Annotated in this window: 15 protein-coding genes; 5 read left to right on the plus strand and 10 right to left on the minus strand. The window is 71.6% G+C overall.

Translation table 11 applies throughout. The annotated features are described in order from the left end of the window. Positions 1-37 precede the first annotated feature (37 nt). From CCR87_RS02725 to CCR87_RS02735, 3 genes are read right to left on the minus strand one after another with little or no spacing between them, the layout of a single operon-like run. Complete coding sequence (locus CCR87_RS02725) at positions 38-1,156, minus strand: CoA transferase (protein ID WP_201155916.1); 1,119 nt, start codon at positions 1,154-1,156, stop codon at positions 38-40. 31 nt (positions 1,157-1,187) lie between these two features. Then, positions 1,188-1,859 carry a DsbA family protein gene (locus CCR87_RS02730; protein WP_201155943.1) on the minus strand — a complete coding sequence of 224 codons (672 nt, stop codon included), beginning with the start codon at positions 1,857-1,859 and terminating at the stop codon, positions 1,188-1,190. Continuing rightward, a complete protein-coding gene (locus tag CCR87_RS02735; protein ID WP_201155918.1) occupies positions 1,859-2,332 on the minus strand; it encodes a DUF721 domain-containing protein in 474 nt (157 codons plus the stop codon). The genes CCR87_RS02730 and CCR87_RS02735 overlap by 1 nt, the downstream gene beginning before the upstream one ends. 86 nt (positions 2,333-2,418) lie before the next feature. On the opposite strand from CCR87_RS02735, the gene mutY reads away from it, so the two are divergent. Further along, positions 2,419-3,480 (plus strand): A/G-specific adenine glycosylase, encoded by a 1,062-nt coding sequence (mutY, locus tag CCR87_RS02740; RefSeq protein WP_242511815.1) that lies wholly within the window; start codon positions 2,419-2,421, stop codon positions 3,478-3,480. A gap of 3 nt (positions 3,481-3,483) precedes the next feature. On the opposite strand, the gene fmt is transcribed toward mutY, so the two are convergent. The 4 genes from fmt to proS are packed head-to-tail and all read right to left on the minus strand — an operon-like array spanning position 3,484 to position 6,843. Continuing rightward, the gene (gene fmt, locus CCR87_RS02745; RefSeq protein WP_201155922.1) at positions 3,484-4,398 is read right to left on the minus strand and encodes a methionyl-tRNA formyltransferase; all 915 of its coding nucleotides are present in this window, start codon (positions 4,396-4,398) and stop codon (positions 3,484-3,486) included. A 26-nt stretch (positions 4,399-4,424) separates the two neighbouring features. Next, positions 4,425-4,934 carry a peptide deformylase gene (gene def, locus CCR87_RS02750; protein WP_201155924.1) on the minus strand — a complete coding sequence of 170 codons (510 nt, stop codon included), beginning with the start codon at positions 4,932-4,934 and terminating at the stop codon, positions 4,425-4,427. After that, positions 4,931-5,452 carry a peptide deformylase gene (def, locus tag CCR87_RS02755; RefSeq protein ID WP_201155926.1) on the minus strand — a complete coding sequence of 174 codons (522 nt, stop codon included), beginning with the start codon at positions 5,450-5,452 and terminating at the stop codon, positions 4,931-4,933. Before def (CCR87_RS02755) ends, def (CCR87_RS02750) begins: the two co-directional genes overlap by 4 nt. Before the next feature lie 53 nt (positions 5,453-5,505). Continuing rightward, the gene (gene proS, locus CCR87_RS02760; protein WP_201155928.1) at positions 5,506-6,843 is read right to left on the minus strand and encodes a proline--tRNA ligase; all 1,338 of its coding nucleotides are present in this window, start codon (positions 6,841-6,843) and stop codon (positions 5,506-5,508) included. A gap of 228 nt (positions 6,844-7,071) precedes the next feature. Here proS and CCR87_RS02765 point away from each other — a divergent pair, with 228 nt between their 5' ends. Further along, on the plus strand, positions 7,072-7,278 hold the full coding sequence (locus tag CCR87_RS02765; protein WP_201155930.1) for a cold-shock protein: 207 nt from the start codon (positions 7,072-7,074) through the stop codon (positions 7,276-7,278). A gap of 217 nt (positions 7,279-7,495) precedes the next feature. Here CCR87_RS02765 and CCR87_RS02770 read toward each other — a convergent pair whose 3' ends face one another. Continuing rightward, positions 7,496-8,182, minus strand: coding sequence for a response regulator transcription factor (locus CCR87_RS02770; RefSeq protein ID WP_201155932.1), 687 nt, complete (start codon positions 8,180-8,182; stop codon positions 7,496-7,498). 168 nt (positions 8,183-8,350) lie between these two features. On the opposite strand from CCR87_RS02770, the gene ribA reads away from it, so the two are divergent. The 3 genes from ribA to lpdA are packed head-to-tail and all read left to right on the plus strand — an operon-like array spanning position 8,351 to position 11,413. Continuing rightward, a complete protein-coding gene (ribA, locus tag CCR87_RS02775) occupies positions 8,351-9,442 on the plus strand; it encodes a GTP cyclohydrolase II (RefSeq protein WP_201155933.1) in 1,092 nt (363 codons plus the stop codon). Positions 9,443-9,447: 5 nt separating this feature from the next. Next, positions 9,448-9,969, plus strand: a complete 522-nt coding sequence (locus CCR87_RS02780; RefSeq protein ID WP_201155935.1) for a L,D-transpeptidase family protein — start codon at positions 9,448-9,450, stop codon at positions 9,967-9,969. A gap of 52 nt (positions 9,970-10,021) precedes the next feature. Further along, positions 10,022-11,413 carry a dihydrolipoyl dehydrogenase gene (gene lpdA, locus CCR87_RS02785; protein WP_201155937.1) on the plus strand — a complete coding sequence of 464 codons (1,392 nt, stop codon included), beginning with the start codon at positions 10,022-10,024 and terminating at the stop codon, positions 11,411-11,413. Positions 11,414-11,453: 40 nt separating this feature from the next. Here lpdA and rsmA read toward each other — a convergent pair whose 3' ends face one another. Then, a complete protein-coding gene (gene rsmA / locus CCR87_RS02790; protein ID WP_201155938.1) occupies positions 11,454-12,290 on the minus strand; it encodes a 16S rRNA (adenine(1518)-N(6)/adenine(1519)-N(6))-dimethyltransferase RsmA in 837 nt (278 codons plus the stop codon). Next, on the minus strand, positions 12,287-13,243 hold the full coding sequence (pdxA, locus tag CCR87_RS02795) for a 4-hydroxythreonine-4-phosphate dehydrogenase PdxA (RefSeq protein ID WP_242511816.1): 957 nt from the start codon (positions 13,241-13,243) through the stop codon (positions 12,287-12,289). The genes rsmA and pdxA overlap by 4 nt, the downstream gene beginning before the upstream one ends. Positions 13,244-13,245: the final 2 nt, after the last annotated feature.

Consider the following 13,245-nt stretch of genomic DNA (forward strand, 5'->3'; position numbering starts at 1 on the left):
GCAGGAGGCGTGCAGGATCATCGCCCCGCGCGCCCGCTCATCGCGGCGTCCAGGCCGGGGCGGCGTCGGCGTCGCCCAGCACGGGGGCGGGCCGTTCCGCCACCGCCTCGCCGCCGGAAAACCGGAACGGCGCGCGCACGCCCGGCAGGCCGTCCAGGTCCAGCCGCAGCCCGCGCGCCTGCACCTGCGGGTCGTCGAACACCTCGGCCAGGTCGTTGATGGGGCCGGCGGGCACGCCTTCGCCCTCGCAGGCGGCCAGCAGGTCGGCCTTGGCCCAGCGCGCCGTCTCGGCCGAGATGGCATCCGACAGCGCGGCGCGGCGGGCGACGCGGTCGGCGTTGGTGGCGTATTCCGGGGCCTCGGCCAGGTCAGCCCGGCCGAGCACCCGGCAGAAGCGGTCGTATTGCGCGTCGTTGCCGGTGGCCAGGATCATGTGGCCATCGGCGCAGGGCACGACCTGGTAGGGCGCGAGGTTGGGATGGAAATGCCCCACCCGCCCCGGTGCGACCCCGGTGGCCAGATAGTTCATCGCCTGGTTGGCCGTCACCGCCACCGCGCAATCGAGCAGCGCGAGGTCGATGTGTTCGCCCACCCCCGTATGCCCACGCCGGTGCAGCGCGGCCAGGATCGCGGTCGCGGCATAGAGGCCCGTGAACACATCCACGATCGCCACGCCCGCGCGCATCGGCGCGCCCTCGGCCTCGCCGGTGATGGACATCAGCCCCGACATCCCCTGCAGGATGTAGTCATAGCCCGCCCGGCGGGCATAAGGGCCCGTCTGTCCGAACCCGGTGATGGAGCAATAGACCAGCCGCGGATGGCGCGCGTGCAGGCTGTCGAAGTCGAGGCCGTATTTGGCCAGCCCGCCGACCTTGAAGTTCTCGATCACCACATCGGCGTCGGCTAGCAGGCCATGCACGAGGGCCTGTCCTTCGGCGGTACGGAAATCGGCCCGGACCGAGCGCTTGGCGCGGTTGGCGGCGTGGAAATAGGCCGCGTCCCGGCTGCCGTCGGTGCGGTCGACGAACGGCGGACCCCAGCGGCGGGTGTCGTCGCCGCCCGGCGCCTCCACCTTGATGACCTCGGCGCCAAGGTCGGCCAGCGTCTGTCCCGCCCAGGGGCCGGCCAGGATGCGCGCCAGCTCCAGCACGCGCACTCCGGCAAGCGGCCCGCGGTTCGGCGTCGCCTCAGTCGCCAAGGCGCGACTCGATGAGGTCCGAGAACGCCTGGAAGCCCATGTTCTGGTGCAGCTCGCCGTCGATGACAAAGGACGGGGTGGAGGTGATCCCGTGCTCGGTCGCGTGGTGCTGATAGACCGCGACCATGGCCTGCGCCTGCTCGGCGTCCTGAAGGCAGGCGTCGACCTCCTCGTTGCTCAGGCCGGTGCGGCGGCCGAGGCGGCGCAGCTCCTCGGCGATGGCGGCGGGGTCGCTGGATCCGGCCCAGTCGCGCTGCGACTGATAGAGCAGGTCCACCATCGGAAAGTACCGGCTGTCGTCGCCGCAGCGCGCCAGCATCGCTGCCCACAGCCCCGGGCGGTCGAAATAGACCTCGCGCTTGATCCAGCGCACGTTGCCGGTGTCGATATGCGCGGCCTTGAGCTGCGGCAGCACGTTGGAATGGAACGTCGCGCAGTGCGGACAGGTGAACGAGGCGTATTCGATCACCGTCACCGGCGCGTCCGCGTCGCCCAGCGCCATGTCGGGCACCCGCTCGAACTCGGCCGGGCCGGCCGATTGCGCCGCGGCCGGGCCTGCGACGGAGGGCAGCGCGGGCGTGCCCGAAGGCGCGAGCGCCCACCAGCCGACCCCCCCCGCGACGGCAAGGGCAATGGCGGCGGGGGCGAGACGTCGGATCATCATGGCAGACCTTTCGAAGTGTCGGATCGGGATAGGACAGAGCGGCCCAAGGCTTCAAGGGCGGACCGCAGCGCCGGGTCGCGCACGCCGTCGGCCACCGCACAGGCGCGCTGTGCCAGTGCCGGATCGGCGCGCGGGGTGAAAGGGGCCGCATCCTCGGCCAGGCCCGCGTGGGCGGGCGGTGCCTCGGCGCCCTGTGCAAGGGCCACGCGCGCGACGGCGGCAAAGCCCAGCGCGGCGTTCACCCGTGCGATGATGCGCGGCGCGAGCATCTGTACCATCGGCGCGGCCGGGCCGGGCACCGCCAGCGTCAGCGTCGCCCCCAGCCCGCTGGAGCGTTGCCCGCGCGCCCATCCCAGCCGGACCGGCCGGGCCATGCGGGCGGTGTCGGGGCCGACGATCTCGTCCCAGTGGGTGATCAGCCGGGCCACGGCGAACCCGCGCTTTTCGCCTGCGGCGCGACGGGGGGGCATCGGGGTGGTTTCCTGTTGCGGCAACGCGCCTATTGTAGGCGAGTACGCCGGGGATGCCAGAGCGGCCCGAACAAGGGGTGTCAATCTTGTGTGACGGAGGGGACGCGGCGCCGGGTGCGCTGCTGGCGTGGTACGACCGCCACGCGCGGGAGCTGCCGTGGCGGGTGGGCCCGGCGGCGCGCGCGGCGGGGGTGCGGCCCGATCCCTATGCGGTGTGGCTCTCGGAGGTGATGCTCCAGCAGACCACGGTGGCCGCCGTGCGGGATTATTTCGCGCATTTCACCCGGACATGGCCCGATGTGCATGCGCTGGCGGCCGAGGACGACGCCGTGGTGATGGCCGCCTGGGCCGGGCTTGGATACTATGCCCGCGCGCGCAACCTTCTGAAATGCGCGCGGGTTGTGGCGGGCGATCACGGCGGGCGGTTTCCCGGAACGGCCGAGGGCCTGCGCGCGCTGCCCGGCATCGGCCCCTACACCGCCGCCGCCATCGCCGCCATCGCCTTTGACGAGCCCGCCACCGTGGTCGACGGCAATGTGGAGCGGGTGGTCGCGCGGCTGTTCGCGGTGGAGACCCCGCTGCCGACCGCCAAGCCGGAGCTGGTGCGCCATGCGACCGCGCTGACGCCCGCGATCCGTCCGGGCGATCACGCGCAGGCGATGATGGACCTGGGCGCCACGATCTGCACCCCGCGCAAGCCCGCCTGTGCGCTGTGCCCGCTGCGTCCGGGCTGCGCCGCCCACCGCCAGGGCATCGCCGGGGATCTGCCGCGCAAGCGCGCCAAGCCGCCCAAGCCGGTGCGTCTGGGCCATCTGTATCTGGTGCGCCGCAGCGATGGCGCCTGGCTGCTGGAGCGGCGGCCCGAGGCGGGCCTTCTGGGCGGGATGCTGGGCTTTCCCGGCTCGGACTGGTCCGATGCGCCGGCGCCCGCGCCCCCGCTGGCGGCCGAGTGGCACCGGGTGGGGGCCGAGGTGCGCCACACCTTCACCCATTTCCACCTGCGCCTGACGCTGCATCTGGCGGAGGTCGGGATGGACGCATCACCGGCGCGTGGGACGTTCGTGCCGGGCGCGGATTTCCGCCCCGCCGACCTGCCAACGGTGATGCGCAAGGCGTTCGATCTGGCGCGGACCGCGCAGCCGGGCTGAGGGTCAGCCCAGCGCGTCGCCGGTGCGCAGGGACAGGCCGCGCAAGAGCTCGGACGTGGGCATCGGGCGGCGGCCCTCGCGCTGGGCCTCCAGCACCTCCACCGCGCCGGTGCCGCAGGCCACGACCAGTCGCCCGGCGTCGGCGACGATCACCGTGCCGGGCGTGCCAGCGCCCGGTGCCACGCGGCTGCGCAGGATCTTCAGCCGCCCCCCCGCGCCATCGCACCACGCGCCGGGAAAGGGCGAGAGGCCGCGGATGTGGCGGTCGACCTCCTCGGCGGGCCGGGTCCAGTCGATGCGCGCCTCGGTCTTGTCGATCTTGTGGGCATAGGTGACGCCGACCTCGGGCTGGGGGGCGGGGACCAGCCCCTCCAGCCGCGCCATCGCCGCGACCGCCAGCCGCGCGCCCATCGCCGCCAGCCGGTCGTGCAGGTCGCCCGTCGTGTCGCCCGCGCCGATGGGCGTCGATTCCCGCAGCAGCACCGGCCCGGTGTCGAGGCCGGGCTCCATCCGCATGATGCAGATCCCCGTTTCCGCATCCCCAGCCATCACCGCGCGGTGGATCGGCGCCGCCCCCCGCCAGCGCGGCAGCAACGAGGCGTGGATGTTCACGCACCCCAGCCGGGGCGCCTCCAGCACCGCGCGCGGCAGGATCAGCCCATAGGCCGCCACCACCGCCGCATCCGCCCCCAGCGCGGCAAGGGCCGCCTGTTCGTCCGGATCGCGCAGGCTGGCGGGGTGGCGCACCTCCAGCCCCCGGGCCAAAGCCGCCGCCTGCACCGGACCGGGGCGGGGGCGGTGGCCGCGCCCCGCGGGCCGGGGGGGCTGGCAGTAGACGGCGGCGATGTCGTGGCCGTCGGCCAGCGCCTCCAGCGCGGGCACGGCGAAACCGGGCGTTCCCATGAAGATCAGGCGCATGCGCGGGGTCCTTTCGCTGCGGCGTGTCAGCCGCGCCGGGCCACCTTGCCCGCGCGCGACAGCAGCATCCGGCGTTTCACCGGGCCAAGGTGGTCGAAATACATCCGCCCCGCCAGATGGTCGATCTGGTGCTGCACCGAGGTCGCCCACAGCCCCTCGAAATCGCGCATCCGCTCGCGGCCGGTCTCGTCGACATAGCGCACGGTGACGGCGGCGGGTCGCGCGATCTCGGCCGAGGCGCCGGGCAGGTTGGGGCTGGCCTCGGTCCGGCGGACATTGACGGGGGCGGCCGACACGATCTCGGGGTTGGCCAGCCGTACCGCCCGCCCCCGCGTGGCCGAGGCATCGACCACCGCCAGTCGCAGCATGATCCCCAGCTGCGGCGCAGCCAACCCCACGCCGGGCATCGCGTCCATGGCCGCGATCATCTCGTCCCAGATCGCGCGGATGGTGTCATCAACCCCGGCCACCGGCGCGGCGGGCGTGGCCAGCCGCCGGTCGGGCCAGCGCAGGAACGGCCGGTGGGGCGCCCTCACCCCCGTGCGCGCTCGCGCATCAGCTTGGCCAGCCGCCGGGTGACCATCTGGCGCTTCAGAAGCCCGAGGTGGTCGATGAACAGCACCCCGTTCAGGTGGTCGATCTCGTGCTGGAGGCACACCGACCAGAGGCCGTCGAAGGTCTCCTCCTGCGCGGCGCCGTCGGGATCGGTCCAGCGCGCGCGCACCTCGGCTGCGCGGTGAACGGGGGCGAACTGTTCCGGCAGGGACAGACAGCCTTCCTCGGAGGCGACGATGTCGGCGGACTGCCACAGGATCTCCGGGTTGAACATTACCAGCGGGCGCGGTTCGGCCTCGGGGGGCTTGTTGCAGTCCATCACGATGACACGCTTGAGCACGCCCACCTGGGGGGCTGCCAGCCCGACGCCGGGGGCATCGTACATCGTCTCCAGCATGTCGCGGCCCAGCGCGCGCATCTCGTCGGTGATCTGCTCCACGGGGGCGCAGACCTTCTTCAGGCGCGGGTCGGGATGGATGAGAATCGGACGGATCGACATGGGCTCACCGGATAGGGCAGGGCGCGCGCGCGCGCAATATCGGCCGCATCGCCTCAGGCGCGGGCATAGATTCCCGCGACGCGGGCGACCGCGGCCTCGGGCGACATCTCCTCGGCCTGGCCGGTGCGCCGGCAGGTCAGTTCCACCAGCCCCTGCGCCAGGCCGCGCGGCCCGACGGTGATCCGCCACGGCAGGCCGATCAGGTCCATGGTGGCGAACTTCGCGCCCGCGCGCTCGTCCCGGTCGTCATAGAGCGGCTCCAGCCCGCGCGCGGTCAGCGCGTTGACGATGCCGTCGCAGGCGCTGTCGGCGGCCATGTCGCCCTGCTTGACGTTGACGATGCCGACGTGGAACGGGGTCACGCCCTCGGGCCAGATGATGCCGCGCGCGTCGTGGCTGGCCTCGATGATGGCGCCGGCGAGGCGGCTGACGCCGATGCCGTGGCTGCCCATGTGCACCGGCACGCGGGCGCCGTCGGGGGTGACGACGGTGGCGCCCATCGGCTCGGAGTACTTGGTGCCGAAGTAGAAGATCTGGCCGACCTCGATCCCGCGGCCCACCCGGCGGCGGTCCTCGGGGACGGCGGCAAAGGCGGCCTCGTCATGGGTTTCGTCCGTGCGGGCATAGAGCTGCGTGAACTCGTCGCACACCGCGCGCACGGCGGCCGGGTCGTCGTGGTCCACCTCGCGGTCGCCGAGCGCGAGGTCGCACACCGCCTGGTCGTAGAACACCTCCGACTCGCCGGTGGACGCCAGCACGAGGAATTCATGCGTGTCGTCGCCCCCGATGGGGCCGGAGGCCGCGCGCATCGGGATCGCCGTCAGGCCCATGCGTTCATAGGTGCGCAGGTACGCCAGCATGTGCCGGTTGTAGGCGTGCAGCGCGCCGTCGCGGTCCACGTCGAAGGTATAGCCGTCCTTCATCAGGAACTCGCGCCCGCGCATGACGCCGAAGCGGGGGCGGATCTCGTCGCGGAACTTCCACTGGATGTGATAGAGCGTCAGCGGAAGCTCGCGGTAGCTGCCGACATGGGCGCGGAAGATGTCGGTGATCATCTCCTCGTTGGTGGGCCCGTACAGCAGGTCGCGCTTGTGGCGGTCGGTGATGCGCAGCATCTCCTGGCCATAGTCGTCATAGCGCCCGGATTCCCGCCACAGGTCGGCCGGTTGCAGCGTCGGCATCAGCATCGGGATATGGCCGACGCGGGCCTGTTCCTCGTGCACGATCGCCTCGATCCGGCGCAGCACGCGCAGCCCCAGCGGCAACCACGAATAGATGCCCGCCGCCTGCTGGCGGATCATGCCCGCGCGCAGCATCAGCCGGTGGCTGGCGATCTGCGCCTCGGCCGGGGTTTCCTTGAGCACGGGCAGAAAGTAGCGGGACAGGCGCATGTGGCGGACCTTTCGCGGGCGGATGCGGCCCCGGGCATAGGGCAACAGCCCGCCCGGCGGCAAGGGGGCCGGTAAGCCCTTGCGTCAGGCGGGCACATCAGTCATAAGGGTGAGGCAAAGCATCTACGAGCGACCTTCTGTTTCCTAACGGCTTCAGTTGCGACTCTGACGAAACTGGGCCGGACCATCGCAATCAAGTGGATGGTAGAAAGAACAGGAGACATCACGATGGCCAATGGCACCGTGAAATGGTTCAACGCAACCAAAGGTTTTGGCTTCATCGCTCCCGAGCATGGTTCGAAGGACGTTTTCGTCCACATCAGCGCTCTTGAGCGTGCGGGCATCCGCCAGCTCGACGACGGCCAGGCCGTGACGTTCGATCTGGAAAGCGACCGCAACGGCCGCGAATCCGCGACGAACCTCGCGCTCGCCTGAACCTTCTCGGTTCGGCTGCGACAGGAACATGGACGGGGACGGCGCAAGCCGTCCCCGTTTTCCGTTGTGCCGGTGATCCCGTTGTGCTGGTGATCCCGTTGTGCCGGTGATCCCGTTGTGCCGGTGATCCCGTTGTGCCGGTGATCCCGTTGTTCCGGTCATCCCGTTATGTCGGCAGCCCCGTTGGAGGGGGCGCGGCGCTCAGGGCCGCGCCGCCTCAGCTCACCAACCGGTAGCCGCCTGATTCCGTGACCAGGATCCGCGCGTTGGAGGGGTCGGGCTCGATCTTCTGGCGCAGGCGATAGATGTGGGTCTCCAGCGTGTGGGTGGTGACGCCCGCGTTGTAGCCCCAGACCTCGTGCAGCAGCACGTCGCGGGGGACCACGCCGTCGGGCGCGCGATAGAGGAACTTGAGGATGTTGGTTTCCTTCTCCGTCAGGCGGATCTTGCGCTCGCGCTCGTCGGTCAGCAGCTTCATCGACGGCTTGAAGGTGTAGGGGCCGAGCTGAAAGATCGCGTCCTCGGACTGCTCGTGCTGGCGCAGCTGGGCGCGGATGCGGGCCAGCAGCACGGGAAACTTGAACGGCTTGGTGACATAGTCGTTGGCGCCCGCCTCCAGGCCCAGGATGGTGTCGGCGTCGGTGTCGTGGCCGGTCAGCATCAGCACCGGGTACTTCACCCCCTGTTTGCGCATCCGGCGGCACAGCTCGCGCCCGTCGGTATCCGGCAGGCCCACGTCGAGAATCGCGAGGTCATAGGGGCCGACCTTGATCTTCTCCATCGTCTCGGCGCCGCTGCCGGCCTCGAAGACGTCGAATTCCTCGGTCATCACCAACTGCTCCGACAGCGCCTCGCGCAGCGCGTCGTCGTCGTCCACCAGCAGGATCTTTTTCAGCTTGCTCATGCGGCACCTCTCTCGAAGCCGTGTCCGGATGTGCGACAGATGCGGGCGCGCACCCCGGGCGCCAAGGTTTGCTGCGATCTTCTCACGCGCGCGTGTCGGATATCCGGGGTTTGTTTCACTTTGCGCGCCCGTGGCCTATATCCTGCCCGCCGTCGAAGGAGTGCGCCCATGTCCCTGAGCCCCAGCATCGTCGAGAGGATCAACCGCGCACGCGCAGACCTGCGCATGGGGGTGCCGGTCGTGCTGACGGGCGAGGGGGGCGGCGTGCTGGTCGTCGCGGCCGAGGTGCTGGACGCTGCGCGCCTGGCGGAGCTGCGCCTTCTGGGCGGCACGCCGGTGCTGGCGGTGACCGCGCACCGTGCCGCGACGCTCAAGACGCCGGCCTATGACGGTGATGTGGCGCGGTTGCGAATCCCCGCGGATGCGAGCGTGCCGTGGATCCGGGCGCTGGCGGATCCGGCGGATGATCTGCGCGCACCGATGAAGGGCCCGCTGCTGGCCGAGCGGGCGGGGCCTGCGGCGCTGCACCGCGCGGCCATCGGGCTGGTGAAATCGGCCGAGCTGTTGCCGGCCGCACTGGTTCTGGGGCTGGATCGTCCGCTGGCGGTGGCGGCCGACAACAGCCTGACGGTGATCGACATGGCCGCCGCCGGGCCGATGCTGTTGCGCGCGACGCCGGTGCACCCGGTCGTGTCCGCCCGACTGCCGATGGCCGCGGCCGAGGCCGGGCGGCTGCATGTCTTTCGCCCCGAGGACGGCGGCACCGAGCATTACGCCATCGAGATCGGCCAGCCGGCCCGCGACCGCCCCGTGCTGGCGCGGCTGCATTCGGCGTGCTTCACCGGCGATGTGATGGGCAGCCTGAAATGCGACTGTGGCCCGCAGCTGCGCGCGGCGCTGGCGCAGATGGGGGCGGGGGGCGCCGGGGTGCTGCTGTACCTCAACCAGGAGGGGCGGGGGATCGGGCTGGCCAACAAGATGCGCGCGTATTCGTTGCAGGATCAGGGCTTCGACACGGTCGAGGCCAACCACCGGCTGGGCTTCGACGACGACGAGCGGGACTTTCGCCTCGGCTCCAGCCTGTTGCGGCGGATGGGGTTCTCGGCGGTGCGGCTGCTGACCAACAACCCCAACAAGGTCGCGATGCTGGCGGCCAACGGCGTGGAGGTGGTGGAGCGCGTGCCCCTGCGCGTGGGCGAGGGGCGCCACAACGCGGCCTATCTCGCGACCAAGGCCGCCAAGTCCGGCCACCTGTTGTGAGGGCGGTGGACGCGCGCGATCTGGTGATCACGCCCACCGGGGCGCGCTTCATGGGCCGCCGGTTTCCCTGCACCATCGGGCGCGGCGGGCTGACCCACGCCAAGCAAGAGGGCGACGGCGCCACGCCCGTGGGCGTGCACCGCATCGTCGGGTGCCTCTATCGCCCCGACCGGCTGGCGCGGCCCTGCGACTGGGCGGTGCCGATCCGCCCGCGCGACCTGTGGTGCGACGATCCGCGCCACGAGGATTACAACCTGATGGTGGGCGCGCCGCACCCGGCCTCGGCCGAGCGTCTGGCGCGGGCCGATCCGCTCTATGACCTCGTGCTGGTCACCGACTGGAACTGGCCGCAGGCGGAGCGGGGCGCGGGCTCGGCGATCTTTGTCCATCGCTGGCGCAAGCCGGGTCACCCGACGGCGGGCTGCGTGGCGTTCGATCCCCGCGATCTGCTGTGGATCGTCGCGCGCATCCGGTTTGCCACGCGCCTTGTGGTGGGGCCATTGCGGCCAAGCGACGCCCGGCGTTGAAGACCGCGTGGGAATTGTTTAACGCTGAACCATCTTTGGCGGAGGGGGCGGCATGGCAAATTCCTACGACGTGGTCGTGATCGGGTCTGGACCGGGGGGCTATGTCTGCGCGTTGCGCGCGGCCCAGCTGGGCAAGCGTGTGGCGGTGGTGGAGCGGGAAAGCCTCGGGGGGATCTGCCTCAACTGGGGCTGTATCCCGACCAAGGCGATGCTGCGCTCGGCCGAGGTGTTCCACCTGATGCACCGCGCCAGGGAATTCGGGCTGACGGCTGACGGCATCGGCTATGACCTCGACGCGGTGGTCAAGCGGTCGCGCGGGGTGGCGAAACAGCTCTCCTCGGGCGTGGGGCACCTGTTGAAGAAGGCCAAGGTCACCGTCCTCATGGGCGAGGCGCGGCTGGCGGGCAAGGGCCGCGTCACGGTCAGGACCGACAAGGGCGAGGAGACGCTGGAGGCCCCGTCCATCGTGCTGGCCACCGGCGCGCGCGCGCGCGAGCTGCCGGGGCTGGAGGCCGACGGCAAGCGCGTCTGGACCTATCGCCACGCGCTGCAGCCCCCGCACATGCCCAAGGAGCTGCTGGTCATCGGTTCCGGCGCCATCGGGATCGAGTTCGCGAGCTTCTTCAACACGCTGGGCAGCAAGACCACCGTGGTGGAGGTGATGGACCGCATCCTGCCGGTGGAGGACGCCGAGATCTCGGCCTTTGCCGCCAAGCAGTTCAAGAAGCAGGGCATGACGATCCTGACCAAGGCCATGGTCAAGAAGCTCGACCGCGCGGCCGACAAGGTCACCGCCCACATCGAGATCGGCGGCAAGCTGGAGACGCGCACCTTCGACGCCGTGATTTCCGCCGTCGGCATCAAGGCCAACACCGAAGGGCTGGGGCTGGAGGAGGCGGGCATCCGCCTCGACCGCGGGCATGTCGTGACGGATGCCCACGGCCACACCGGCGTGGACGGCATCTATGCCATCGGCGATCTGACGGGCGCGCCGTGGCTTGCGCACAAGGCCAGCCACGAGGGCGTGATGGTGGCCGAGGTCATCGCCGGCGGCCATCCCCACCCGGTGCGCCCCGACGCCATCCCCGGCTGCACCTACTGCCACCCGCAGATCGCCAGCGTCGGCATGACCGAGGCGAAGGCCAAAGAGGCCGGGTTCGAGATCCGCGTCGGCCGCTTCCCCTTCATCGGCAACGGCAAGGCCATCGCGCTGGGCGAGCCGGAGGGGATGGTCAAGACCGTGTTCGACGCGAAGACCGGCGCGCTGCTGGGCGCCCACATGATCGGCGCGGAAGTGACCGAGCTGATCCAGGGCTACGCCATCGGCCGCACATTGGAGACGACCGAGGCGGAGCTGATGGAGACCGTCTTCCCGCACCCGACCCTGTCGGAGATGATGCACGAATCGGTCCTCGACGCCCACGGCCGCGCGCTCCACTTCTGACCCGCCGCCCGCCGCCCGTGCAAACAGCCGGGCGGCGGGGTCAGGCGGCCGCAACGCTGCGGGCCAGCGCGCAGAAGCGCTCCAGATCGATCTCCTCGGCCCGGGCGGTGGGGGGGATGTCGGCGGCGCGCAGATGCCCCTCGATGTCCGGGGCGACGCCGCGCAGGGCGCTGCGCAGCATCTTGCGGCGCTGGTTGAAGGCCGCCGCCACCACGCGCGACAGCACCTTGGCGTCGGCGGGAAAGCGCGGGGCGGGCAGGGCGGTGAGGTGGACCACCGCCGAATCGACCTTGGGCGCCGGGGTGAACGCCCGGGCGGGCAGCCGCATCGCGATATGCGCCGTGGTGCGCCACTGCGCCAGCAGCGCCAGCCGCCCGTAGGCACCCGAGCCGGGCACCGCCACGATCCGTTCCGCGACCTCGCGCTGGAACATCAGCGTCAGGCTGTCCCAGAACGGCGGCCATTCGGGCGGCGTCAGCCAGCGCACCAGCAGTTCCGTGCCCACGTTGTAGGGCAGATTGGCCACCACCCGGATCGGCGGCGTCAGATGCGCCAGCGGATCGATGGCCAGCGCGTCGCCCTCCAGCACCGTCAGGCGGCCGGGGTGGGCGGCCGCGATCTCGGCCAGCGGCGCCATGCAGCGGGGGTCTTTCTCCACCGCCAGCACGTGGCGCGCGCCGGCGGCCAGCAGGCCCCGCGTCAGGCCACCGGGGCCGGGGCCGACCTCCAGCACGTCGCAGGCCGACAGGTCCCCCGGCAACCGCGCGATCCGGTGCGTCAGGTTCAGGTCCAGCAGGAAGTTCTGCCCCAGCGCCTTGCGCGCCGACAGCCCATGCGCCGCGATCACGTCCCGCAGCGGCGGCAGGTCGTCGATCATGCCCCGGCCCGCCGCGCGCCCATCTCCACCGCCAGCCGCAGCGCCGCGATCAGGCTGTCGGGCCGCGCGATCCCGCGCCCCGCGATGTCCAGCGCGGTGCCATGGTCGGGCGAGGTGCGCACGAACGGCAACCCCAGCGTGACGTTCACCCCGCCGTCGAAATCCACCGTCTTGATCGGGATCAGCGCCTGGTCGTGGTACATGCACACCGCCGCGTCATAGCGCGCGCGTGCCGCCGGGTGGAACATCGTGTCGGCGGGCAGGGGGCCGGCCAGATCCATGCCTTCGGCGCGCAGGCGCTCCAGCACGGGGGCGATCAGGGTCGCCTCCTCGGTGCCCATGTGGCCGCCTTCGCCCGCGTGGGGGTTCAGGCCCGCGACCGCGATCCGGGGCCGCGCGATGCCGAAGTCGCGGATCAGCCCGTCGCGCGTCAGGCGCAGCGTCGCCTCCAGCAGCTCGGGCGTCAGGGCCGCGCCGACCTGCGACAGCGGAATGTGGATCGTCACCGGCACCACCCGCAGCGCGGGGGCGGCCAGCATCATCACCACCCGGTCCACCCCCGCCAGATCCGCCAGGAACTCGGTGTGGCCGGGAAAGGCGAAGCCCGCCCCCTCCTGCAGGGCCTGCTTGTGGATCGGGCCGGTGACCACCGCACCCGCATGGCCGTCCTGCACCAGCGCCATGGCACGTGCGATCACCGCCACGGTGGCGGCGGCGTTGGCCGCATCGGGGCGGCCGGGCACGGCGGGGGCGGGAAAGTCGTGGCGCAGCACCGGCAGGTCGGACGGCGGGACCGTGCGCGCGGCGGCGGGGCTGTCCACCGCCCGCCAGGCGGTGCCGGGGGGCAGATGCGCGGGGTCACCCAGCCAGACGAAGGGCAGCGCGTCGCCCAGGTTGGCGCGGGCGGCGACCGCGATCTCGGGGCCGATGCCGGCGGGCTCGCCGCAGGTCAGGA

Origin of the sequence: Rhodobaculum claviforme, assembly GCF_016653255.1 — a bacterium.
Classification (GTDB): Bacteria; Pseudomonadota; Alphaproteobacteria; order Rhodobacterales; family Rhodobacteraceae; genus Rhodobaculum; species Rhodobaculum claviforme.